At 69.7% G+C, this 24,111-nt stretch carries 17 protein-coding genes and 4 pseudogenes; 6 read left to right on the top strand and 15 right to left on the bottom strand.

From position 1 onward, the window contains the following. Nucleotides 1-192: 192 nt before the first annotated feature. Nucleotides 193-720 carry a hypothetical protein gene (locus ACZ69M_RS43650; RefSeq protein ID WP_470058971.1) on the bottom strand — a complete coding sequence of 176 codons (528 nt, stop codon included), beginning with the start codon at nt 718-720 and terminating at the stop codon, nt 193-195. A 422-nt stretch (nt 721-1,142) separates the two neighbouring features. On the opposite strand from ACZ69M_RS43650, the gene ACZ69M_RS43645 reads away from it, so the two are divergent. Next, entirely contained in the window at nt 1,143-2,099 is a 957-nt protein-coding gene (locus tag ACZ69M_RS43645) for an IS701 family transposase (RefSeq protein ID WP_470058970.1), read from the top strand. Between the two features lie 341 nt (nt 2,100-2,440). On the opposite strand, the pseudogene ACZ69M_RS43640 reads toward ACZ69M_RS43645, so the two are convergent. Both ACZ69M_RS43640 and ACZ69M_RS43635 read right to left on the bottom strand, forming a co-directional pair. After that, nucleotides 2,441-3,732 (bottom strand): annotated as a pseudogene (locus ACZ69M_RS43640) (ISAs1 family transposase). Between the two features lie 142 nt (nt 3,733-3,874). Further along, complete coding sequence (locus tag ACZ69M_RS43635) at nt 3,875-4,963, bottom strand: phage baseplate protein (RefSeq protein WP_470058968.1); 1,089 nt, start codon at nt 4,961-4,963, stop codon at nt 3,875-3,877. A 428-nt stretch (nt 4,964-5,391) separates the two neighbouring features. On the opposite strand from ACZ69M_RS43635, the pseudogene ACZ69M_RS43630 reads away from it, so the two are divergent. The 3 genes and pseudogenes from ACZ69M_RS43630 to ACZ69M_RS43620 form a co-directional block, all read left to right on the top strand. Then, nucleotides 5,392-6,300, top strand: a pseudogene (locus ACZ69M_RS43630) (IS110 family transposase); the annotation flags it as partial. Continuing rightward, nucleotides 6,287-6,784, top strand: coding sequence for a hypothetical protein (locus ACZ69M_RS43625; protein WP_470058966.1), 498 nt, complete (start codon nt 6,287-6,289; stop codon nt 6,782-6,784). The pseudogene ACZ69M_RS43630 and the gene ACZ69M_RS43625, both read left to right, overlap by 14 nt. 54 nt (nt 6,785-6,838) lie before the next feature. Beyond that, nucleotides 6,839-7,837, top strand: a complete 999-nt coding sequence (locus ACZ69M_RS43620) for an L-threonylcarbamoyladenylate synthase (RefSeq protein ID WP_470058964.1) — start codon at nt 6,839-6,841, stop codon at nt 7,835-7,837. A 24-nt stretch (nt 7,838-7,861) separates the two neighbouring features. Here the strand turns inward: ACZ69M_RS43620 and ACZ69M_RS43615 are convergent, their stop codons facing one another. Further along, nucleotides 7,862-8,503, bottom strand: coding sequence for a carbonic anhydrase (locus tag ACZ69M_RS43615; protein WP_470058962.1), 642 nt, complete (start codon nt 8,501-8,503; stop codon nt 7,862-7,864). Between the two features lie 515 nt (nt 8,504-9,018). On the opposite strand from ACZ69M_RS43615, the gene ACZ69M_RS43610 reads away from it, so the two are divergent. Further along, a complete protein-coding gene (locus tag ACZ69M_RS43610; protein WP_470058978.1) occupies nt 9,019-10,221 on the top strand; it encodes a PP2C family protein-serine/threonine phosphatase in 1,203 nt (400 codons plus the stop codon). Between the two features lie 113 nt (nt 10,222-10,334). Here ACZ69M_RS43610 and phoU read toward each other — a convergent pair. The 8 genes and pseudogenes from phoU to ACZ69M_RS43570 form a co-directional block, all read right to left on the bottom strand. Next, nucleotides 10,335-11,004, bottom strand: a pseudogene (phoU, locus tag ACZ69M_RS43605) (phosphate signaling complex protein PhoU). A gap of 295 nt (nt 11,005-11,299) precedes the next feature. Continuing rightward, nucleotides 11,300-11,448 (bottom strand): annotated as a pseudogene (locus ACZ69M_RS43600) (LacI family transcriptional regulator); the annotation flags it as partial. A gap of 107 nt (nt 11,449-11,555) precedes the next feature. Beyond that, nucleotides 11,556-13,214 (bottom strand): (2,3-dihydroxybenzoyl)adenylate synthase, encoded by a 1,659-nt coding sequence (locus ACZ69M_RS43595; RefSeq protein WP_470058961.1) that lies wholly within the window; start codon nt 13,212-13,214, stop codon nt 11,556-11,558. Then, nucleotides 13,207-15,267: an acetate--CoA ligase family protein gene (locus ACZ69M_RS43590; protein WP_470058959.1), complete on the bottom strand. Its 2,061-nt coding sequence runs from the start codon at nt 15,265-15,267 to the stop codon at nt 13,207-13,209. Before ACZ69M_RS43590 ends, ACZ69M_RS43595 begins: the two co-directional genes overlap by 8 nt. Further along, complete coding sequence (locus ACZ69M_RS43585) at nt 15,264-16,829, bottom strand: FAD-dependent monooxygenase (protein ID WP_470058958.1); 1,566 nt, start codon at nt 16,827-16,829, stop codon at nt 15,264-15,266. Before ACZ69M_RS43585 ends, ACZ69M_RS43590 begins: the two co-directional genes overlap by 4 nt. Before the next feature lie 16 nt (nt 16,830-16,845). Beyond that, nucleotides 16,846-17,571, bottom strand: coding sequence for a maleylpyruvate isomerase family mycothiol-dependent enzyme (locus ACZ69M_RS43580; RefSeq protein ID WP_470058956.1), 726 nt, complete (start codon nt 17,569-17,571; stop codon nt 16,846-16,848). Then, the gene (locus ACZ69M_RS43575; protein WP_470058954.1) at nt 17,568-18,398 is read right to left on the bottom strand and encodes a fumarylacetoacetate hydrolase family protein; all 831 of its coding nucleotides are present in this window, start codon (nt 18,396-18,398) and stop codon (nt 17,568-17,570) included. Before ACZ69M_RS43575 ends, ACZ69M_RS43580 begins: the two co-directional genes overlap by 4 nt. After that, the gene (locus tag ACZ69M_RS43570; protein WP_470058952.1) at nt 18,395-19,483 is read right to left on the bottom strand and encodes a cupin domain-containing protein; all 1,089 of its coding nucleotides are present in this window, start codon (nt 19,481-19,483) and stop codon (nt 18,395-18,397) included. The genes ACZ69M_RS43575 and ACZ69M_RS43570 overlap by 4 nt, the downstream gene beginning before the upstream one ends. Nucleotides 19,484-19,583: 100 nt before the next feature. Here ACZ69M_RS43570 and ACZ69M_RS43565 point away from each other — a divergent pair, with 100 nt between their 5' ends. Next, nucleotides 19,584-20,354, top strand: a complete 771-nt coding sequence (locus ACZ69M_RS43565; protein ID WP_470058950.1) for an IclR family transcriptional regulator — start codon at nt 19,584-19,586, stop codon at nt 20,352-20,354. An 88-nt stretch (nt 20,355-20,442) separates the two neighbouring features. Here the strand turns inward: ACZ69M_RS43565 and ACZ69M_RS43560 are convergent, their stop codons facing one another. From ACZ69M_RS43560 to ACZ69M_RS43550, 3 genes are all read right to left on the bottom strand, one after another. Beyond that, nucleotides 20,443-21,939: an aldehyde dehydrogenase family protein gene (locus ACZ69M_RS43560; protein ID WP_470058949.1), complete on the bottom strand. Its 1,497-nt coding sequence runs from the start codon at nt 21,937-21,939 to the stop codon at nt 20,443-20,445. A gap of 78 nt (nt 21,940-22,017) precedes the next feature. Continuing rightward, on the bottom strand, nt 22,018-22,938 hold the full coding sequence (locus tag ACZ69M_RS43555; RefSeq protein ID WP_470058948.1) for an NADP-dependent oxidoreductase: 921 nt from the start codon (nt 22,936-22,938) through the stop codon (nt 22,018-22,020). Between the two features lie 22 nt (nt 22,939-22,960). Then, nucleotides 22,961-23,923, bottom strand: a complete 963-nt coding sequence (locus tag ACZ69M_RS43550; protein WP_470058946.1) for an amidohydrolase family protein — start codon at nt 23,921-23,923, stop codon at nt 22,961-22,963. Nucleotides 23,924-24,111 lie beyond the last annotated feature (188 nt).

The following is a 24,111-nucleotide window of genomic DNA, read 5'->3' as shown; positions in this document are numbered from 1 at the left end:
AAGACCGCCCCTGACGTACCATCAGCCAACTACACTCCGGACAACATCTCTGACCAGGCCAGATAGCGAACCGCTGCTGGAGTACTAGTACTCCAGTTGTAGATCGTGATCTTGTGTTTTTGCGGCGTCGAAAGTTGAGCGCGTGCCTCCCGACAACGGGAGCGTCTCGACCTGGTCAGAGGCGCCATGGCGTTACATGTTCTGGCAGGCCTTGGCTTTGAACTCCGCTATGGAGACGGTGACTGCGGATTCGTCGCCGTTGTCCGAGATGCTGTCGTAGCGGACCTTGCCCGGGGTGAGCCGGTCCCGGTCGGCCAGGGTGAAGGAGATGCTGCTCGCTGACCACGAGTTGTCCTTGGTCCACCCGTAGAGCGCGTAGGTGGTCCTGGCGGTGAGGGGAGCGAGGGATCTGGTTGCGGTCCAGCCAGCAGGAGTATCGAGGGGCCAGGTGGCGAGACCCGGTGTGAGGGGGCGGTCGGCGGTCCATGAACCGACCGTCACCTGCTTGTTGACGTCGTCGGTGTCCACGTAGAGGGTCGCGCCATCGATCTGATGTCCGCAGACCATCATGACGCCGAGCAGATGGCCGTCGGCGGTCACGGAGATGCCGGCGACGGCGTCGGCGGGAACGGTGCATCCTGAGGTTGCGGCCAGGGCCACGCCGACCGCGACGGCGCCGAGGAAGCGCCGGAACACCGGACGCGTAGTGGTCGACGACATGCTTAGCCCCTGTCCGGGGTACGCGTGAGGCCCCCTGCTCCCGGATGGTAGGGGGCGAGCGGCGTCTGGCTGCAGTGTCGCCACCCACCCGTTTTGCGCTCGTTGTTGGCTTGTAGTCGCTTGGCTGAGTCAGTCCGATCACGGCGCCGATGCCCCGGCACCTTCTGCTCAACGATCGGCGGCATGCGAAACGGATGCGACCACCGGTGATCATCGGTGTGTGAAGACAGAAGATCAGGCGGTGGCCGCAGGTCACAGCATAGATCCAGGCCGCTGGCAGGACGTGTTCGAGGCTCTGATGGGTCGTATCGCGGGACGGTTCACTCGAGTGGAACCACGCCGGCGGGCACGGAAGTTCGTGCTCGGGCTCTTGTCGGACCTGCCACGCAAGAATTGCTGGACGCTGGCTGAGCACGCCGGCGATGCCACCCCCGTACGGCCTGCAGCATCTGCTGTCGAGGGCGAAGTGGGACGCCGATGCGGTCCGGGACGATCTGCGCAGCTTCGCTATCGAGCAACTGCATGATGAGGACGCGGTGTTGGTGGTCGATGAGACCGGCGACCTGAAGAAGGGCACCGCCACTGTGGGCGTGCAGCGCCAATACACCGGCACTGCCGGGCGCATCGAGAACAGCCAGGTCGCCGTCTACCTCGCCTATTCCAGCCGACGCGGGCACGCGGCGATCGACCGGGCACTGTATGTGCCGCGCTCGTGGATCACGGATGCGGCCCGCTGCCGGTTGGCCGGGATTCCGGAAGAGGTCGGCTTCGCCACGAAGCCCGCGCTTGCCCTCCGTATGATCGACCGGACCCTGGATGCCGGGATCCGTGCAGCCTGGGTGGCCGCAGACGAGGTCTACGGAGGCAACCCGCAGCTGCGGAGCGCGCTGGAATACCGCCAGGTCGGCTACGTCCTCGCGGTCGCCTGGGATCACCAGATCGCCACCCGGGCGGGCAAGGTGTGGGCCGATGCACTGGCCAAGAAGCTGCCGAAACGGGCCTGGCAGAAGCTCTCCGCAGGCGCTGGCGCCAAGGGGCATCGCTACTACGACTGGGCCCTGGCCGACGTTGCCGACGACCAGCCCGGTCACCGCCATCTACACCAGGTCAGACGCTGGACATCCTGGCACCGCTGGGTCACCCTCGTGATGCTCGCCCATGCCTTCCTGGCCGCAGCCACCGCACACGAACACGAGCACCACCCGGCCCCGGACGAGCTGATGCGGTTGACCTGCAACGAGATCCAGCACCTGTTCGCCGCACTTACCACCACCGCCCACCCAGCCGCACATCACCTCGGCTGGTCCGTCTGGCGACGACGCCATCAAGCCAGGTCCCGGGCCTGCCACTACCAACGGCAGGCCGCCCATCAACGATGAAGATCATGATCTACAACTGGAGTACCAGCCCGTCGCATTGTCGACGCCTGCCAGTACCACCGCTGCCGGCGCGCTGTCGACTCGCCAAGCTTTCCCACAGACGGCAAAAGCCCACTCCGAACCCATGCAGTGCTCCGCATCGCTCCTGCCCGCTGACCGGGCACTGGGCTTCTTCTAGAGGCATGGAAAAGGGCGCCTGAACTGAGGAAACTCCCAGCCAGGCGCCCTTCATCAACCGCAATCAAGGAGCGAGGCAAAATGCTTCCTTACTCCCAGTACGTCCCACCGTCATCCCCGCCCTGCCTCAGGGCCCCGGCGAGTGCCTGGATGGTCCGGTTTGATCATGTGATGCGGTAGAGGGTGAGGACGCGGGGGCGGTCGGTGTGGGCTCGGCGTCCGGCGGCGGTGTTGACGTAGCCGGCGAGTTCGAGCGCGCTGCGGATCAGGTCGCGGAGGGCAGCGAGTACGGCGGGCGCGTTGTGGGTCCTGACTTGGGACTTGTCCTCGTTGAAGGTGACATCCCGGCACCAGTGGACGGTATTTTCCACGGTCCAGTGTCCGCGCGCCCAGGTGGCGATCTCGGCTGCGTTCGCTTCCTCGGCGGGCAGGTCGGTGATGGTGCAGACGGTCTCGCTGGACCATTTTTTCGCCCCGTAGAGACGGCGCCGGCGCTGGATGCGCAGGACCTGGGACGCGTGCGGGAAGAGCAGGCCCTCGACGGTGACGACCTGCACGAGCCGCTGCTCGTGACGGCCGTGGCCCCGGGCGTCGTCGCGGTGGATCACGGGGATCTCCTTGCAGGGCAGGGCGTGGAGTTGACGGGCCTGGCCGCGCTGGTTGTTCTTGATGGTCAGCAGGTAGTGAGCGCCGCGTTCGCGCAGGTAGGTGGCGTGGTCGCGTTGGGCGTGGAGGGCATCGGCGGTCACGACCACCCCCGCGAGATCCGCGTCGTCGATCTGGTCGAGGAGAGGTGCGAACTCGGGGATTTCGTTGGTCTTCGCGCCGATCTCGCGGGAGGCGAGCGTGACACCGTCGCCGTGGCGGACGGCGGACAGGACGAAGACCTGGCTGCCGTCCGGTCGCTTCGCGCCGCGCAGGCATGTGCCGTCCACCGCGATCGCCCGCCGCCGCAGCCGTACCGGCTCGGCGCGGGCGGCCGCCCGGTGGGCCCGGCGCTGTTCGCGCTCGGTTCCGCCGTCGGGCGTCACCGGATCCGGCCGAGGGGGCTGCGTGGACAGCAGGGGGCGGAGGTAGCCGTGGCCGGCCGCGCTGATCTCATCAGGATCGAGCCGCCCCAGGACGCTGCGCAGGGTCTTTTCACTCGGGACTCGGTAGCGGCCCAGCAACGGGTGATAAGGCAGGCCGAAGGCGGCAAGCTCCTGCGGCGTCGCACGCCGGCACCACTCCGCCGCCGCGGTGATCGAGTCGTGGCGGGTGTCATCGCGCAGACCACCAGGGCCAGCAGCGAGGAGATCCGGTAACGCACCCCGCAAGCCCCTCGTGGGTCGGTGACCGACTCGAACTCCGTGATCAGGCCGCGGACTTGCTCCTGGGCGGCACCCTCGCCGAGGGCTTGAAGGCAGGGCGCCTGAGACACGGGGACAGCGACAGGGGATGACGGAGGAACGAACACGGCACCCTCGTGGATCTTGCAGCGTAGAGAACTCCATGATCCACAGGTGCCGTATTCACCCGCTTCCGGGGCCGGTTGCCGCGATCAACCACTCCAAGCCGGGGCGAGCCGGGCACACACCGCGGCCCTGGACTGAGAGGGGTCAGGAAGGCCACAGTGAGGTCAGTTGGTCCTTGAAGAACACGCTGGCCTCGAACGAGTCGGGGCTGGTGCTGGTGATCTTGTCGGAGAAACCGAAGGCAAGTCGCGGACCACCAGAGGACCGCCAAACGGCTATGCCCTGGGGTTCACGTCCGGGCAAGGAGGCGCCGGCCGTCGTCGCGAATTTCCAGCGGTATGCACTTCCAGGATCGTTCATGTCGATGCAGATGATGTACGAGGGCGGGGTGGGGTCGCTGCTAGAGGGTGGTCCGCCGAAGAGCAGGTAGGCGTATTGCCCGTATGCGGTGATGCCCTGGAACTGGTCGCTGTCGTTCAGCCCGAGTTCGGCTTTGGTGGGAATGGCCCGCTCCAGCAGGCGCTTGGAAATGACACCCGAGGACAGCACCTGGGACAGGTCGAACAGTGCCAGACGCCAAGGGGTCGTCGTTCCCATGTACCGAATGAGAAGCCGGTTGTTGTAGGGATCGATCGCCGGACGAGGACAGTCGAGGAAGGTTGCGACGTCCATCGGGAACACCCCGAGATACTGCCCGCCGCGATTGAAGTAGTCGAGGTCGCCGCCGTCCTTGTACTTGAAGCGGGCGATCTTGTGACTGTTCGGCGGCTCAGGCGGCGTGGCATTGGGATTCTTACTCTCCCAGTCACCTGCCACCCAGATGTAGGGAGATCCGTCGGTGTCGGGCTCGACCCCGATGGACGAGCCGTGGTCGAACGCGTGAATCGCCATGGCTCCGAGCACATTGCCCGAGAGATCGGTCCTCGACACCCACAGATCGCCGTTGTCACTGCCCACTTTGGTCTGCACGAAGTAGATGTGCCCGTAGACGTGATCGTAGGCGAACGACTGCATCGCCCAGTAAGGCTGGTGAAGCGTCTGCCGCAAGACGGGATTACCGCCGGTCCCGTCGAGTTTGAAATGCAGGGTCGCATCCACATCGGCGTTGGCCGTTCCCGCCGCGGACAGGGAAAGTCCGCCGGTCGCGGCGGCGACGGTCAATGCCGCGCTGCCACGAAGGAATGCGCGCCGGTTCGTGTGGTGCTTGCCGCTCTCGTGGGTTATGTCGCTCAAATCATCACCCTCCAGGTCGCCTGACAGATTTTGATCAAACTAGCAGTCAGATCGCTGTGACAGGAGTGATGAGACTGAACTCGTGAGGGACGCGGGGGCAGGGCCCCGGTGTGCCCGGCTCGCCCGGCTTGGAGTGGTTGATCGCGGCAACGGGCCCCGGAAGCGGGTGAATACGGCACCTGTGGATCATGGAGTTCTCCTACCTTTCTTGATGTGGGCCTGAGCTGGTCATTCGTAAGATCGGCGGGGCCCAGGGGGTCCGCGTATGGCTGTCATGGAGTCGCCGCTGGATGGCTCAGAGAACTTGGCCGCCCGGAGCCCCGCGACGACTCGACCGCTAATTGGGAGACGCGACGCGATCGCTTTGCAGGACAACGTCGGCGAGGTCGTCTGCTGGGTTGATGCACGACGAACTGACGGAGGTGGCTGTGCCCGAGATCTGGGCCGGAGTGGACATCGGCGAAGAGCATCACCACTGCGTGGTGATCGACGCCCAGGGAAAGCGACTGCTGTCGCAGCGGGTTCTGAACGACGAGACCGAGCTGCTCCAGCTCCTGGCCGACGTGCTGGAGTTGTCGCGGGACGTGCTGTGGGGTGGATATCAACCACGGCGGGGCCGCGCTCCTGCTCGGCCTGCTGGTCAGCCACGACCAGCACGTCACCTACATCACCGGCTTGGCCATCCACCGAGTCTCGGCCGGCTACCGGGGCCAGGCCAAGACCGATGCGAAGGACGCCTTCGTCATCGCCGACCAGGCCCGTATGCGCACCGACCTCGGTGTCCTGCGGCCCGGTGACGAGATAGCGGTCGACCTGCGCACCCTGGTCACCCGCCGCACCGATCCGGTCTGCGACCGGACCCGGCAGATCAACCGACCGCGCGCCCAACTCCTGGAGATTTTCCCCGCGTTGGAACGTTCGTTGGACCTGGCGAAGAAGGGTCCGGTCATGCTGCTGGCCGGCCACCAGACCCCGGCTGCGATCCGCGGCGCCGGTGCCTCGCGCATCTCGACGTGGCTGAAGAACCGCAAGGTCCGCAACAGTGTGGCCTTGGCCAAGGTCGTCGTGGAGGCGGCCGAGTTCCAGTTCACCGCGCTGCCCGCGAGAAGCTCGCGGCCACCATGGTGGCTCGCCTGGCGAAGGGGGTGATGGCCCTCGATGAGGAGATCGCCGGGCTCGAAGCTCTCATCGAGGCCCGGTTTCGCGAGCACCCGCACGCCGAAGTGATCCAGAGCCTGCCCGGCATGGGCACCATGCTGAGTGCAGCGTTCCTCGCCGCGACCGGCGGCGGGAACGCGGGCTTCGCCCCTGGGGACGGGCTGGATGCTCGCCGCGGTCCGCCGGGCACCGGGCTGGGAGCGGCGGCTGCCTGCTGACGCCCGGCTGCTGCTGTTCCGACGGGCGCTGGGACCTTCGGGCGGCTGGTGGCTGCGCGACCGGGTCGAGGATGTGGTGCCGGTGCGTACCTCGTGCCGTGTCACTCGCGCTGAGGCGTCCGGCTCCACGGCCCGGCTGGAACTCACCGGCCCGGGCGGTTCGGAGCGTCTGGCCATCGACCATGTACTGGCCGCCACCGGCCACCGCCTCGACATCGACGCACTGTCCTTTCTCGCCCCGGCGCTACGGCGCGGCATCGTCTGCGTGCCCGGCTCCAAGGCCCCTCAGCTGACCCATACGCTCGAAACATCCGTGCCTGGCCTGTACGTCACTGGTTCGCTGGCCGCCCCGATGTTCGGCCCCATGATGCGCTTCGTCGCCGGAACGGAGTACGCCGCCGCTCGCGTTGCCTGCGATGCCGCCCGATGGGTCGTTGCTCCATGAGCGTGGACGGGTCTGTGCGGAAGGGGGGAGCAGAACAGTGGGAGGATTGCGAGGGTGACGGCAAGAACCAGTGACATCGAGAAGGCGGCCGGTGTGCTGCGCGCCGGCGGCCTGGTGGCCCTCCCGACCGAAACGGTCTACGGTCTGGGCGCCAACGCCGAGGACCCCGCCGCCATCGCGCACATCTTCCAGGTCAAGGGGCGTCCGCCCTCCCACCCGCTGATCGTCCACATCGGCGGCGCGGAGCATCTGCACGACTGGGTCCAGGACGTGCCCGCGACGGCGCGCCTGCTGGCCGAACACTTCTGGCCGGGGCCACTCACGCTGGTGTTGCGGCGCGGTCCCCGTGTGCCCCTCGAAGCGACGGGTGGCCTGGAGACGGTGGCCGTGCGAGTGCCCGACCACCCCGTCGCACTCGCCCTGCTGTCGGCCTTCGGCGGCGGTGTCACGGCCCCGTCCGCCAACCGCTTCGGCTCGGTCAGCCCCACCACGGCGGACCACGTCCGTGCCGAGCTCGGTAATGCGGTGGACTTCGTACTGGACGGCGGCCCCTGCGAGGTCGGCGTCGAGTCGACCATCGTCGACGCCACGAGCGATGCCCCGAGCATCCTGCGGCCCGGCGGGGTGACACACGAGGAGCTCGAAGCGGTACTGGGCCATCCGCTTGCGGTCCCTTCGACGAGCCGTGTCCGGGTGCCGGGCCAGCACCCGTCCCACTACGCGCCGCGAGCGCGAGTCGTCCTCGTCGAGCCCGAGAAGGTCGTCGCCGAGGCGGAACTCGCGCAGGGGCTGGGGCACCAAGTGGGCGTCTTCCTTCCCCCCGCTTTCGCCGACGCCCCGGTCAAGGCGCACGCCGTGGTGGCTCTCCCGGGTTCGATGGCCGCCTACGCGCGCGGGCTTTACGGGTTCCTGCGCGAGCTCGACCGGCAAGGGTGCGACCTCATCGTCGCGTCCTTGCCGGCGCAGGAGGGACTGGGACTGGCGATCGCCAACCGGCTCCGCCGCGCCGCGGGGCCCCGGCCCTCCTCGGTCCCCGGCCCCCAGCAGCACTGAACACCGGGCGGCCGACAGCGGGTTTCACCGCGTGGGGGCAGCAGCCCCGCTCAGGCCGTGGGAGGCGACCAGTTGCGCACTGCCGTCTGCCAGGCGGTAGGACAGACCCACCACGGCAAGTCGGCCGGCGGCCACTCGCTCGGCGAGCACGCGGGAGCGTTCCAGCAGCAGGTCGACGCTGTGCCTCAGGTGCTCGGCCAGGATCTCTTCGGGCCGGTCGCGCCCGGCGGCGCGGGCCGCCAGCACACTCGGGGTCACTCGCTCGACAACGTCACGGACAAAGCCTGCGGGCACCTGGCCGCCGTCGGCGGCGGCGCGGGCAGCTGCGATGGCCCCGCACGAGTCATGGCCCAGCACCACGACCAGCGGGCAGTCCAGCACGCTCACGCCGTACTCGATGCTTCCCAACGCCTCCGCACCGACGACATGCCCGGCGTTACGCACCACGAACAGATCCCCGAGCCCCCGGTCGAAGATGATCTCGGCGGCCAGCCGGGAATCCGAGCAGCCGAAGACCACCGCGAAGGGATTCTGGGCCGGGGCGGTCTCGGCGCGGCGTGCGGCGTCCTGGTTGGGGTGCTCGGGCGAGCCGGCCACGAACCGGTGGTTGCCGGCCAGCAGCATCTCGAAGGCATCATCGGGAGTCGGCGTCAGGGGCTCGGTCATGGCGGAAGGCTACGACCGGTCCCGCAGAATCGCGCGGCCGGGTCCACGGATGGCGGCCTGCGCACCTTTGCGGCCGGCACTCCCAGACGCCGGGCGGTGTCGGTCTCGGTGGGCCGCCTCGGTGCGCCGCGCAGCTGCTCGGCCCACAACGGCCCGCCCGTACCGCCTGGCCTGGTGTTATGCCACTTCCCGCGAACGCTGTCACTCGCAGACCGGCGAGGTCCCGAGGGCAGGGGGTGTACTGCACAGGCGTGGATCTGCCGGGGCGGCCGGAAGCCATCCACGCGGCGCCGAGACCACCGGGCCGGGACACCAAACAGCGAGACGGGCCCGGCCGGGGCGCACACCGGATGGCGGTACGCAGCCGCCACCCCCGCTGCCCATGGGGAGCTCGACGGGCGCGGGAGCGGGGCAGTTCGTAGATTGAAGAGGGAGCAACTCGCAGGGACACACGTGTGACGGCACTGGAGATCGACTACACGGCGGTGTTCGCCGTCCTTCCGAGCCCGTGCCTGATGCTGGGCACGGACCTGGTGGTCGCCGATGCCAACCCGGCCTTCTGCGAGGGGGTCGGACGCAGTCGGGCCGAGCTGGTCGGGCAGTACCTCTTCGATGTCTTCCCGGACAACGCCGCCGACCCGGAGGCCGACGGGATGGAGACGCTGAAAGCCTCGCTGCACCGTGTCCTGTCCTCCGGCCAGACCGATCACATGGCGCTGCAGAGGTACGACATCCCGGTCGCCGGCAACCCCGAGGTGTTCAAGGAGCGGTGGTGGACCGCGATCAACGTGCCCGTTTTCGGCCCGGACGGAAAGGTCGCCTGGATCCTCCACCGGTCCGAGGACATGACCGACGTCGTCCGCGCCCGCCGCACGGCGTACCTGCCGTCGGTCAGCCCCGGCCGGGAAGCGGCCATGGAAGCCGAGCTGTACGCCCGGGCACGGCAGCTGCAGCGGCTGAACGAGGAACTGCGGCAGGCGCACGCCCGTGAACGGCGCATCGCCGTCGCCCTGCAGGAAACCATGCTCCACACTCCTGACCTGGCCCAACACCCGGACGTCGCCGTGCGCTACCTGCCCGCGACCGGATCGCTGAACGTGTGCGGTGACTGGTACGACGCGGTCGACCTGCCCGCGGGCCGCTTCGCCGTCGCGGTCGGCGACGTGGTCGGCCACGGGCTGATGGCCGCCACCGTCATGGGCAGGCTGCGCAGCGCGCTGAGCGCCGCCACCCGCACGGTCCACGGCCCCGCCCAGGCCCTGGAGGTCCTGGGGCTGTACGCGCGCTCGGTCGAGGGAGCACTGGCCGCCACCGCCGTCCAGGTCCTCGTCGACTGCCACAGCCATCTGCTGATCTACAGCAGCGCCGGCCACCCCCCGCCCATCCTGCTGCACCCTAACGGCTCCTGCGAGCTGCTCGACCAGGCCACCGACCCACCGCTTGGCGCCCGCCCCGAACACGTCCCCCGCCCCCAGGCCACCACCACCTACACCCCGGGCGACACCCTCATCCTGTACACCGACGGCCTGATCGAACGCCGCGGTGAGGACATCGACGCCGGCCTGACCTGCCTGACCGACATGCTCGCCACCTGCACCGGCTTCGGCGCGGAACACCTCTCCGACGCCGTCCTGGCCGGCCTGGACGTCACCAGCGGCGCGGGCGACGACATCGCCATGGTCGTCGTCCGCCTGGGCTCAATGACCCGACCGCCCTGACCGGGACGGTATGGAGATCGAATCAGCGTGTGGTCAGCGCCTGCTGCCGCCAGGGCGAGAAGGCTGTGACCTCGGCGATCGCCCCCCGGCGACGGCCTTGAAGTAGAGGCCGATCACGTCGTCGGGGGCGGATCGGTGGGCAGGTCGTTCGCGTGCTCGCCCGTGACCAGGTAGACCACGCGCCGGGACCGACACGGCATGGTCGGCGAACCGCTCGTAGTAGCGGCCGACCAGCGTGACATCCACGGCCGTCTCCACCCCGTGGCTCCAGCGCTCGTCCATCAGATTCCGGAAGACCCTACGGTGCAGCTCGTCCATGCGGTCGTCGTGCTCCAGCCGCAGCGCCGCCTTGACGTCCTGGGTGAGGATCACTTCGGCGGCCTGCGCCGTCAGGCGCTGCGCGAGCCGGCCCTTCTCCAAGACCGTGCGGCGCAGATCGCGCGGCACCGCCCGCTGCGGGTAGCGCATCCGGACCAGCTCGGCCACATGCCGGGCCAAGTCACCCGAGCGTTCCAGGTCCGCACTCATGCGCAGCGAGGTGACCACGATCCGCAGGTCGGTGGCGACCGGCTGCTGCCGCGCCGGCATCGAGACCGCCCGATTCTCCAGGTCGCACTGGAGGTCATCCATCTTCGCGTCGGTGGAGATCACGCTTTCGGCGAGCTGCAGATCGCCGTCCAGCGGAGCAGTCGTGGCCAGGCCGGTCGCGGAGCCGACCAGGTTCGCCACCTCCACCAGGCCGCCACTGATCGCATCCAGCTCCTCGTGATACGCCTGCCGCATCCCGGCCTCGTCCTCCGTACGCTCGCCGGCCACCGCCTGCTGCCGGACTCACACACACGACGCACGCGGCAGCGGCGATCCCCCGCCAGCCTCACCGCCTCGGATCCGGCCTGGACCGGGCTCCTTGATGCCCACGGGCAGACGGCGTCGGCCACGCCTGTAGCGCGTCTTTGGGGGTAGACGAATGGGCTTTCAGAGGCAAGGCGGCGGCATGGATGAGGCTGCAGAGGGTGATGACCGGCAGTCTCTGGTCGACAGACCAATAGCGGTGTCTGCCGCGTTCGAGGGCAGTGAGCGCATGCTGCCCGCGCATCAGCTGCACCAGGGCGTCGTCGCGTTCCACGTCCCCGTGTGTGGCACAGACGAGAGGTTCAGTCTGCCTCGATCAGCCGCTTCCTGTTCCACCCCGGCCGCGGCATGGGCCAGCGACGGGCCGGTGATGTCACCATGTGGAGCGTGGGAAAAAAAGTCCAGAGCAGCCGGTTATGATCTTTATGGCTAAAGATCGGTCGCACATGCCCGCCGACTCGGCTCTTCGGGTTCGCTCGGGATCAAACCACCTCGACCGAGTCGATCCCGCTTCGGATGATGTCCCGTAGACGCTTCTTGTCGATCTTGCCGACCTTCGTCAGCGGCAGCTCGTCCACCACCAGCAGTTCTTCGGGGAGCTTGTAGCGCGCGACCTCCATCGCGGTGAGGGCGGCGCGCACCGACTCCAGGGTCAGCTCGGCCTCCGGCTCGACGACCACGACCGCGCACACCCGCTCCCCCAGGTCCGGGTCGGGCTTCGCGACGGCGGCGACGCGGGCGACACCGGGCAGGCGGTAGATGAGGTTCTCGACCTCCTCGGCGGAGATCTTCTCCCCGCCCCGGTTGATGAGGTCCTTGTCGCGTCCCTCGACGACGAGATTGCCCGAGGGGTGCAGCCGGACGACGTCGCCGGTGCGGTACCACCCGTCGGGGGTGAACGCGCGGGCGTTGTGTTCGCCGGCCCGGTAGTAGCCGCGCGGGGTGTACGGGCCGCGGGTGAGCAGCGCGCCCATCTCGCCGGGCGGCACCGGGTGGTCGGAGGCGTCGACGACGAGGATCTCGTCGTCGGGGCACATGGGACGCCCCTGGGTTTCGGCCTTGATGTCCTCGGCGTCGTCCAGGCGCGTGTAGTTCAGCAGCCCTTCCGCCATGCCGAACACCTGCTGGAGCGTGCCGCCCAGCACGGGTTGGACGCGGCGGGCGACCTCCGGGGCCAGACGGGCACCGCCGACTTGGAGCAGCCGCAGCGCGGGCGGGGCCTGGTGGCGGCCGGCGGCGACCGCGTCGATCCAACGCTGGACGACGGCCGGCACCGCTGCGGTGGCCGTCACCCCCTCGACGGCCATCAGCGGCAGCACCTTGTCAGGGTCCGGGGTGCGGGCCAGGACCACCCGGCCGCCATTCATGAGGGTGCCCAGGATGCCGGGGCAGGCCAGGGGGAAGTTGTGTCCTGCGGGCAGCGCCACCAGGTAGACGGTGTCCGGGCCGAAGCCGCACACCTCGGCGCTGCGGCGCGCGTTGTACTCGTAGTCGTCGTGGGTGCGGGTGATGAGCTTCGGCAGTCCGGTCGTACCACCCGAGAGCAGGAAGACGGCGATGTCGCCGCTGTCCGGGGCGATCCGGTCGAGCCGGGCCCGGGCGGCGGCCGGGTCGTCGGCCGGTGCGGCCAGGGCGCGGAGATCCGCGGCACCGTCGTCGACCATGCCGCCTGCCACAAACAACTGCCGCACGCTCGACGTCGCTTCGGCCACCTCCCGCCCCAGTGCCTGGTGATCGAAGTCGCCCAGCCGGTCCGGTACGGCGATCGACGTGACGTCGGCATGCGCGGCCAGGTAGCGCAGTTCGTGACCGCGGTGTGCGGGCAGCGCCATGACGGGAGCGATCCCGGCCCGCAGGCAGGCCAGGGTGAGGGTGACGAGCTCCCAGCCGTTGGGCAGTTGGACGAGCATCGCATCACCGGGGTTGAGGCCGGCATCAAGCAGGCGGCACGCCAATCCGTCGGCTCGATCGACGAGTTCACGGTAGGTCAGGCGTGTGCCGCCGTCCACCACGGCCACCGTGTCGCCGTAGGTCGCGGCCCATTCGTGGAGGTACGACCCGAGCGGCCTGCCACGCCAGTAACCGGCCTCCCGATAGCGGTCGGCCGCCTCCTCGGGCCAGGGCATGAATCCTTCATGCATCGTCTGCTCCTCCTTGATCCTGTGAGTCACGCAGCAGCAGTACGGCGTCGAGCGCGACGAGGTCGCCGTCGGGCAGGACGCGCAGGGGGTTGATCTCGCACTCGGCCACCGTCTCCGCGGCGGCGAGCGAGGAAAGGGCGAGCAGCACATGGGTGAGGCGCACGCGGTCGACCGGGGTGGCGCCTCGTGCTCCGCGGAACATGTCCCGGGTGGCGAGCTCGTCCAGCATCTCGTGGGCCTCGTGCGCGGACAGCGGTGCCAGACGCAAGGAGACGTCGCCGAGGATTTCGGCGGCCGTTCCGCCGGCGCCCAGGGCGACCACGGGGCCGAAGACGGGGTCGCGGCTTACGCCGACGATGAGTTCCTGTCCCGTGGCGGCCATCTGTTCGACCAGCAGGGCCGGGCTCGCGGGCATGTGTGCGAGGGCGTGGTCGAGTTCCTCATGTGTGCGGATGCCGACCTGGACGCCTCCGACCTCGGTCTTGTGCAGGACCTCCGCGTCGAGGATCTTCACGACGACCGGGCCGCCGAGCTCGTCGAGTGCCGCGTGCGCCGCGGCGGGGTCCTCGCACACGCGGCGTACGGGGGTACGGATGCCCATGTTCGCGAGGACGCTCTTGGCGGTGTGCTCGTCGACAGGGCCTGGCGAGGGGAGGTCGGCTGCAGCGGGGGCGGTGAAGTGGTCGGCCCGTAGGCGCGCGCGGGCCGCGGCGTCCTCCACGAGTGCGCGCACCATGACCGAGCCGGAGGCGGGCGTGGCCGCGCAGGGAATGCCCGCCTCGCCGAGTTCGTGGCGGGCCTGCCGCGCCTGCTCCACGGGTCCGCCGACGACTGCGACGAGCGGGGTGGCGGTGTGGGCGGCGGCCAGCACGCCCGGCAGGTCCACGGCGGTGGGCTCCAGCAGCCCGTACACGGTGATGACATCGACGCCGGGGTCCTCCGAGACCCGCTCGACGACGTCCATGAGCGCGGGCGAGGGACGGCCGGTGTCGACGGGGTTGTTCAGATAGGTCAGGGCGGGAAGCAGCTCCCGCAGCTCCGTCACCGTTCGCTCGACCAGCGTCGGGACCGCCACACCGTGGGAGCGCAGGCTGTCGGTGAGCAGAAGCCCGGGTCCGGCCTGCGCGGTGACCAGGCCGACGCCTGGCCGTGCGTTGGCGGAGAGGCGTACGCGGCTGAGCGCAATGACAGCGTCCACGAGGTCGCGTTCGTCGTCCACGAGGACTGCTCCTGCCTGGCGTAGTGCTGCCCGTGTCACACGCCAGGAAGTGGCGAGAGCACCGGTGTGCGAGCGGGCGAAGTCACCGATGTCGCTGCGGCCGACGACCAGAGCCACCACGGGGACCCGATCGGTCAGGCGGCGAACGGCGTCGGTGAGGCGGCGCCCTTCCGCCGCGGTCTCCACGTGCAGGGCCACGGCCCGTACCCCGTGGTCCGCCGCAAGATGGCTCAGTACGTCGGCCTGGACGACATCCAGGCTGTTGCCGAGCCCCACTCCGAGGCGCAGGCCGAGCCCGGCTTCGGCCAGGGCGAAGGCGAGCGCGTGGTTCACGCCGCCGCTGGCGGCCACGACCGCCACCGGGCCCGGCGCCAGATCGGCGGCGCCCGGGACGAAACTGGCCGTGAGCCGGTGATGCGGGGCGAGGAAACCGGAGGTGTTCGGGCCGAGGACCCGGATGCCGGTGTCCCGCACCACCTCGGCCAACGCCTTTTGGTGCACCGCACCGTCACCGCCTGCTTCGGCGAATCCGCCGGCGCAGACGAGCGCGGCGCGGACCCCGGCGGCCGCCGCCTCGCGCAGGGCGTCGGCGGTCACTGCGGCCGGGATGCAGGAGATGACCAGGTCCGGCGGGGCACCGTGGGACTCGGCGGCCGCCGCGACGGTCGGGAAGAAGCCACGGTCGGGATCCGGGCGGCCGGCGTTGACCTTCATCACCGGTCCCGGGAAGGACGCCAGCGAGGCAGTCATGGCCGCGCCGAGCTTACCGGGCGTGACCGAGGCGCCGAGCACGGCGACGGAACGGGGCGCGAACAGCGGTTCCAGATCAGTCACTTGGTGCCCCCGCTGGTGTCTCCGACGAGGTCGGCCCGGCCGGACAGCAAAAGCGTGGTCGCGCTGTCGTCGTCGTACGCCCCGATGACCGCGGTGGGCAGGCCCTGCGCCAGCCGGGCCTCCTCCGCGACCAGCACGCGGGTCAGCGGTGTACCGCCGCGTACGGCGACGAGCGGGGCGCCCGCCTGTGCGGTCTCCCGGACCTGGTCGAGGGCGAGCGGCAGGCCCCGCTCGCTGTCGGGGGCGTCGATCCACACGCCCGCGCAGGACGACTGGCCGCTGAAGGAGACCATGGGGATGTCGGTGCCGTCGGGCCCGGCCAGGTGGCCGTCGTCGGCTGTGACGCGTCGTGACGGGAGCGGGAACGGGCCGCTGAGGAAAGGCGCCTCCAGAGGCGCGGCCCCGTGGTGCCGGTTCCACCATCCGTCGACGCGGTCCACGTACGCGGCGTCGCGCACGGCGAGTTTGCCGCGCGGGATGCTGCGGGTGAGGAAGTGGAAGGCGAACTGCGTCGGGTCGTCGAACGAGCGGACGTAGCGGCCGAAATGCTCCCACCAAGACAGGCTGGGCCGCGCCGAGTTCTGGATCCTCTCGACCTTGGGCCGGCGGCGCTCCTCGTAGATCCTCAGTGCTTCCGGCACGCTGTCCGGTGCCTCCTGGAGGGCCTCCGCCAGCGCGACCGCGTCCTCCATGGCCATCTTGGTGCCGGACCCGACGGAGAAGTGCGCGGTGTGCGCGGAGTCACCCAGCAGCACCCACTTCCCGCGCCGCCACGAACGGGCCCTGCGGGTGGCGAAGTTGGCCCAGCGGGAGTTGTTGCCGACCAGGAGGTGTCCGTCGATCTGCTCGCGGAAGAGGTTCTCCAGGTAGCTCTTGGTCTTCAGGTCGCTCGGGCCCGGCGGGGTCGAGGGGTCGAAGGCGTCGAGTCCGGCCCTGGCCCAGGAGCCGGCGTCGGTCTCGACGATGAAGGTGCTCAGCGAGTCGCTGATGGGGTAGGCGTGGGCGGCGAAGACGCCGTCGGGGCCGTCCTGGTGGACGAAGGTGAGCCCGTCGAACATGTACGTGGTGCCGAACCAGATGAACTTCGCGCTCGCCACCTCGGCGGTCGGGCCGAAGTCGTCGGCGAACAGGGTGCGGTAGCGGCTGTTGGCGCCGTCGCACACGACCACCAGGTCGAAGTCGTCCAGTTCGGCGGGATCGCGGACCTCGTGCTGGAAACGCGTCACCACGCCCTCCGCACGGGCCCGTTCCTGCAACAGGCTCAGCAGCGTCTTGCGCACCACGGCGGCCATGCCCATCCCGCCGACGCGTTCCCGTGCGCCGTGCACCCGGACCTCGATGTCGTCCCAGTGCCGCCCGTGCTTCTCCAGCGCCTCGCTGAGGACGGGGTCGGCGGCGTCGATGGCGTCGAGGGTGGCGTCGGAGAAGACCACGCCGAAGCCGAACGTGTCGTCGGGACGGTTGCGTTCGAAGACCACGACCTCGGTGCCGGGACGGCTCCGCTTGAGCAGGGTGGCGAAGAACAGTCCTCCCGGTCCTCCGCCGATGCAGGCAACTTTCATCGTCTTTCCTTCGTGCTCACAGCCACGCGGGCAGCTTCGGCAGGAATCCCGGGCCGGCCGGGTTCAGGGGGCCGGGTACGGGGCGCCCGGTCGCGTAGGCGGCCAGGCTGGGGAGGTCACCGCTGACCAGGACCGGCTCGATGCCGGCCGACGGGCCCAGGAGCCAGGTGCGGGTGCCGTCCTCGGTCTGCAGCCGGACGGTTGGACAGTCCGGGCGGTTCCGGGAGGAGGCGGCCACGTCGTCGACGAGGGCGGCGCACACGTCGGGCGGGACCTCGTCGAACGTGGTGCCGATGTTCAGGTCGACGGTGTGCACCCGTACCTCACGCACCCGCATCCACGGCACCTGGGAGGCGGGCACCTCGCGCCCCCGGGCGGTGCGGACGGTCGCACCCCAGCACTCGTCCGGCAGTGCGGCGAGTGCCGCGGCGAGGCGGCCGTCGGCTGCGAGCAACTCGGCGCGCAATTCCGCGGGGCGGCGCCGGGCGCCCTCCTCGATCTCCCGCGCACGCTGGTCGGCACTCGCGTACATGGGGGTCTCGACGCCGGTGCGCGCCCAGGTCAGCAGGTTGACGAGGGCATCGGCGTTGTGGGCGACATGGGTGACGAGGTGGGCCCTGCTCCAGCCCGGCAGGTACGAGGGCCGGGCGAACCCCACGTCGGTCATCCAGTGCACGGCGGCCTCGAAGGCCGCCGTGCCCTTGGCCACCCACTCCAGCATCGCACCCGGGCGTGCGCTCACCGGGTCTCCTGGCGGCAGGTGTTGCGGCACTCGCCGACCCGCTCGATCCGGGTGACGAGGACCGTACCGTCGTGCAGATAGCGGGCCGGCTTGCGGGCATGGCCGACTCCGCCGGGAGTGCCGGTGGCGATCACGTCGCCGGGCACCAGGGTGACGATCTCGGACAGGTACGCGACCAGTGCGGCTGGGTCGAAGACGAGGTCACCGGTGTCGGCCTTCTGGACCGTGTCGCCATCGACCTCGCAGGCCAGGCTCAGACCGGAGGCGGACACCGCGGGGTCGTCGGCGGTCACCAGCCAGGGCCCGATGGGAGTGGTGGCCTCGAACGTCTTGCCCTGGTCCCACTGGGTGGTCCGGTACTGCCAGTCGCGCGCGGTGACGTCGTTGACCACGGTGTACCCAGCGATCGCGGCCCGCGCCCTCTCCTGGTCGGCGTGCCGGACCTCGGCCCCGATGACGACGCCGAGCTCGGCCTCCCAGTCCATCTGCGTGGAGCCGGCGGGCAGGGTCACGTCGTCGTACGCGCCGATCAGCGTCCGCGCGAACTTGGAGAACAGGGTGGGATGGGTCGGCAGTTCGCGGCCCATCTCCAGGATGTGCGTGCGGTAATTGAGGCCGACACACACGACCTTCTCCGGCGCGAGGACCAACGGCGCGTAGTCCAGGATGCCTTCGTACGTCTCACCGTCGGCGTCGGCGGCACGTGTGGCCCAGTCGCTGTGGCGCAGGAAGGCCACCAGGTCGCTCTCGCCCAGGTCCACGGCCTTGTCCTCGTCGATGCGGACGGCGCGCGTGGTGGTGTTGACCCGGATGGTGGCGAGCTTCACTTGTGTTCTCCTCGGGAGGTGCGGGCGAGGCCCAGGGCCTCGTAGACGGGCTCGTCGCTGAAGCGGAAGAGATCGACCTGGGTGCGGGCGGTGAGCGAGAAATCGCACCAGGACGGGACGACGAACAGGTCGCCCTTGGCGATCTCGAAGACCTTGTCGCCGACGTGGGCGACGGCCTCACCCTCGAACACCTGCCAGACCGCCGAGCCGACCGAGCGCACCGGGGCGGTCTGGGTGCCGGCCCGCAGTCGGCGCATCTCGGTGCGCATCGTGACCAGGGCGTCCTTGCCTGTGGTGGGGTTGGAGAAGCGGATGCCGGCGTGGCCGGGCTCGATCACACCGGGCACACCCTCGCTCTCCAGTTCCAGTTGGGCGGACAGCGCGGCGTCGGTGTGTTCCCAGCGATAGGCGGCGAGCGGGGAGTTGGGACGGTCCGGCTGACTGATCGGGCGCAGCCCCGGGTGGCCCCACAGCCGCTCGCCGCGCGAGCGCTCGGGGGTGGCACGGGTGGAGAGCTCGTCGGGGCCGAACTCGAAGAATCCGGCGTCCAGTGTGGAGACGAGCGGGATGTCGAGTCCGTCGAGCCAGGCCATCGGTTCGTCGGTGACGTTCTGGTGCTCGTGGAAGGCCCAGCTCGGCGTCAGCAGCAGGTCACCCCGGCGCATCGCCACGGCGTCCCCGTCGACGTTGGTCCACACGCCCTCGCCCTCGAGGACGAACCGGAAGGCGCCCTGGCTGTGCCGGTGCGAGGGTGCGACCTCACGCGGCCCCAGGTACTGGATCGCGGTCCACAGGGTGGGAGTGGCGTAGGGAAGGCCCGGAAGGCCGGGGTTGGACAGGGCCATGGCGCGGCGCTCGCCGCCGCGCCCCACCGGCACGAGTTCGCCGGAGCGTTGGGCGATGGGCAGCAGCTGCGTCCATCGCCACAGGTGCGGAAGCGCGGCGGGCTTGGGCGACGTGGGCATGAGGTCGTCCACTTGGGTCCACAGCGGGATCAGGCCCGCGTCCTCGAAGTCCGCGTACAGCTCGTCGAGCAGCTTCTGCTCGATGTGTTCGCTGGTGGTGTCGGTCACGGAAACCTCCACGTCGTGTGTTCGGCGACCGCCGGAAGCGCGATTCGGCGCTGGCTGTGACGCTACGCTCAGGTTTCCCCAGAGAGGAATCCTGGACGAGTAGAATTCTGCTATGGAGAATTCTTCAGGTTTCTCGTCCGGTCCTTCGTATCCGGTGGGCGCCGCCGGCAACGCCTTGCGCGTGGTGCGGCTGCTGCACGAACTCGACGAGCTGCGGGTCATGGACGTAGCGGACCGGATCGGCGTCGCTCGCTCGACCGCCCACCGGATCCTGGCGATGCTCGTGTTCGAGGAGTTCGCGGTCCAGGACCGGCACAAGGTGTACCGGCCGGGGCCGGCACTGCTGGCGATCAGGGGCAGCCAGCCCGCCCCACCTCCGGACCTGATCACCATCGCCCGCCCTCACCTGGAACGCCTGGCAAATGCAGTGAGCGAGACGACCCACCTGATGGTGCTCGAGGGCAACGGAGCCCGTTTCCTGGACGGCGTGGAGGGTCCCCAGGCGCTGCGCGTCAGCTACCGCACCGGCACACTGCTGCCCGCCCACGTCACCTCGGGCGGCAAGGCCCTGCTCGCGTCAGTGCCGGCGGACCGGCTGCGGGCCCTTTATCCCAACGGACTTCCCGGCGGCAGCGAGCCTTCCAAGGACATGGAGCGCCTGGTCACCGAGCTGGTGGTGGTGCGCCGGGACGGCTACGCCATCAACTTGCAGGAGAGCGAGCGCGGAGTGCACGCCATCGGCGCATGCGTGCGCGACCGCACCGGCGCCGCCGTGGCCGCCGTCGCCGTCGCGGCGCCGTCGGTACGGTGCACGCGCGCACGCCTGACGGAGTTGTCCCGGCCGTTGATGGCAACCGTGCAGGGCATCGGTCAGGGCATGTGAACGGCGACGGCGTGCGACACCGTCATCCCTTTGGGTGCCGCAGGCCGTACCTTCGGGGCGGTTGCAACCGCCCCGAAGGCCGGGTTGTTCACTCGCCCTGTCCGGTCACTTCCAGGGACGGTGCCCAGCGCGGTATCTCGCCCCGTCCGGAGACCAGGCGGATGCTCTTGCTGTAGCCGTACTCGTTCAGGGTCTCCGCCGCGGTTTCCCGGCCGTAGCCGCTCGCACCGACACCGCCGAACGGGGTGCCCGTGAAGTTACGGTTGTAGTTGTTCACGAAGACGAACCCGGTGTGGAGGGCACGGCTGACCCGCAGCGCGCGCTCGGAATCGGGCGTGAACACGGCGGCGACCAGACCGAACTCGGTTCCGTTGGCGATCCTGACCGCCTCGTCCTCGTCGCGGAACGGGATCATCGAGATGACCGGGCCGAAGATCTCCTCCTGCGCGATGCGCATGTCCGGGCGGACGCCGGTGAACAGCGTCGGCGCGACGTAGAACCCGTCGGCCAGTTCCGGGTCGTCGGGGAGCGCCGCCTGCGCCGCGATCGTGGCGCCCTCCTTGACGCCGACGTCGATGTAGTCCAGTACCCGCTTGCGCTGGGCGGCCGACACCATCGGCCCGATGTGCGTGCCGGGGTCCGCGCCGTTGCCGACGCGCAGCCGCTTCACCGCGTCACCGTAGCGGCGCGCGACCTCGTCGTAGACGTCGACGTGCACCAGGACGCGGGACGCCGACGTGCACGCCTCGCCCTGGTTGAAGAGGCCGCCCTCGATCGCCCACGGCAGTGCCAGGTCCAGGTCCGCGTCCTCGAAGATGATGAACGGGTCCTTGCCGCCGAGCTCCATCAGGGTGGGGGTCAGGTTGTCGGCCGCGGTCTTGATGACCGAGACGCCGGTGGTGGGCGACCCGGTGAACGAGATCTTGCCGACCAGCGGGTGCCCGGCCAGCAGCCCCCCGATGCGGCCCGTGCCGGGAACGATGTGCACCACATCGTCGGGCAGGACCGATTGGATGATCTCCACCATGCGCATGGACGACAGCGGCGCCTGCTCCGGCGGCTTGATCACCACCGCGTTGCCGACGGCCAGCGCCGGGGCCAGCTTGCTGGCGGTGTGGATCGGCGGCCAGTTGAACGGCACGATCGCGGCCACGACGCCGTAGGGCTCGAGCACCGTGATGTCCAGCAGGCTCCCGGCGTCGTTGACCTGGCCGGGCATGGAGTCGCACAGGCTCGCGAAGTACTCGAAAATCCCGATCGCCGCATTCACGTCGTGATTGCGTGCCTGGGACAGGGGCTTGCCGTTGTCGCTGGTCTCCAGGGCCGCGATCTCATCGGCGTGCTCGCGCACCGCCTGAGCGATCTTCCGCAGCCAGGTGCCGCGCTCCCGGGCGGTGCGAGCCCTCCAGGAGAAGTGCGCGTCGTAGGCCGCCCGCATGACCGCGTCGACCTCCTTCTCGCCGGCGCCCTGAACGACGGCCAGCGGCGCGCCGGTCGCGGGGTTGTCCACGGTGAATTGATCCGCGGCGTCCTCGGACGACCACCGGGTCCGGATGGCCTTTGCGGTGTTTGATGACTCCGACATGGCGTACTCCCCTTGCGTTTTCTCTTGGTGCGGGTGATGTGCGGATGAAGAGCTACAGCTCTCCAAGGTGAAGGCCAGTCAGGGCTGGAGGACGATCTTTCCCCTCGTGTGCCGGAGTTCCAGCTCCTGGAAGGCTTCACGGACTTCAGCGAGGCGGTGGACGCGGGCGATGGGGATGCTCAGTCGTCCCTGGTCGATCAGCTCTGCGAGTTCACGCAGCACGCCGGTGTTCGCCGCGGCTGCGCTGCCCTCGGCCTTGGTGCCGTGTTTCGCCGCTCCCTCGAAGTCGATGATCGTGTTGATCCGCTCGCGAGGCGCGCCGAGTTCCAGCGCCAGGTCGATGTAGGAATCGCCGAAGGTGTCGATGAAGGCATCGATCGTGTCGCCACCGGCGGCACGGATGCGGCCACGGACACCGTCGCCGTAGGTCACCGGGATCGCTCCCTGCTCGGCGAGCCAGGCGTGGTTCGGTGCGCTCGCCAGGCCGATGACGACGGCACCGGCGTGCCGGGCGAGTTGGACGACGAGCGAGCCCACGCCTCCGGCGGCGCCGGAGACGACGACTGTCGCACCGCCCTTGATGCCGACGGCGCGCACCGCCGCGTACGCCGTGGTGCCGGCGACGAAGAGCGCTCCGGCCTGCTCCCACGGGACCCGCGCCGGGCGGTGGATGAGGTGGTCCTCCTCGACGATCACGTACTCGGCGTGGCTGGCCCGGTTGTCGGTGAAGCCGATCACCTCGTCGCCGACGGCGAATCCGGTGACGCCCTCACCGAGTTCCTCGACGATCCCGGCGAGGTCGCTGCCCTGCCCGGAGGGGAACGTCGCGGGGAACCGGTCGCGCAGGAATCCCTGCCGGATCATGGCCTCGCCCGGGTTGATCCCGGCGGCCTTCACCCGGACGAGCAGCTGCTGTCGACCGGCCGTGGGCCGTTCGACGTCGACCACGTTCAGTACGTCGATGCCGCCGTACTCCGTGAACCGCACCGCTTTGGGCATCGTCATTCCTCTGGTCGGCGGGTCACAGCTTCAGCACGCGTTCGGCGTTGCCGTGCGCGATCCGCTCGAGGTCGGCGGGCGCGTACGGCGCGGTACGCAGGAAGTTCACCGCTTCGGCACTCGACTCGAAGGGGTAGTCGATGGAGAAGAGCACCCGGTCGACGCCGACCGCGTGGACGGCTCCCAGCAGTGCCGCGTGCGACATGACGCCACTGGTCGTCACGTACACGTTGTTGCGCAGGTAGTACGACGGCAGCTGGCGCGGCCTGCTCTGCGGCGGCACCTGGTCGTGGCGGCTGTCGAGCCGGGCCATCTGGAACGGCAGCAGCTCCCCCATGTGCCCGAGCGTCACGGACGCGCCGGGGAACTCGTCGAACACGCCGCCGTAGATCAGCCGGAGCGCGTGGGCGCCGACTGTCGCGGTCCAGCCCCAGGACGGGCCGACCAGCACGGGGTACCCCTCGAAGACACGCCAGTTGTCGGCCGGGACGACGGCCGGATGCAGGTACAAAGTCACGCCGAGGCGCTCCAGCTCGGCCCAGACCGGCCTGAACTGCGGTTCGTCCAGATAGTGGCCCAGCACATGGTCGTTGTGCAGCACGCCCTTGAGGCCGAGTTCCTCCACCGCCCGGCGCAGCTCCTCGACCGCGGCCTTCGGGTCCTGCAACGGCAGGGCGGCGAAGCCCGCGAAACGGGTGGGGTGTTCGGCGACCGCCTTGGCCAGATAGTCGTTGGCCCGCCGTGCGGCGGCCACGGCCTCCGCGGGATCCTCGACCACTTCCAGGCCCGGCGTGGACAGCGACAGGACCTGGACATCGACGCCATTGGCGTCCATGTCCGCCAGCCGCAGCTCGGTCAGGTCGGCCAGCCGCCTGAACCACTCCTGCGCCATCGAGCCCGGCACCGCGAAGGTCTGACGGATCGCGCCCTCCTGCCGGATGGCTCCGGGAGCGGAGAACGCCTCTTCCACTGCGACGATACGCATCGTTTCCTCCAGGGTGGTCCGATGGACTTCCGAGCCGCCGCCGTCGGTCGTACCGGCGGGCAGGACGTCGGCTGGATGTGGGCGGCCCGCTTTTGCCATCGGCGGGCCGCGGTCGGCAACCGGCTCCGGGAGGGGACGCCCCCTCGGGGAGCCGGTGCCGGCCTGGTGACGGGGTGATGCCGGCTGGG

The organism is Streptomyces sp. NPDC107454 (assembly GCF_055582885.1).
Note: the sequence above shows the minus strand (reverse complement) of the source record. Positions and strands in the feature narration are given on the sequence as shown.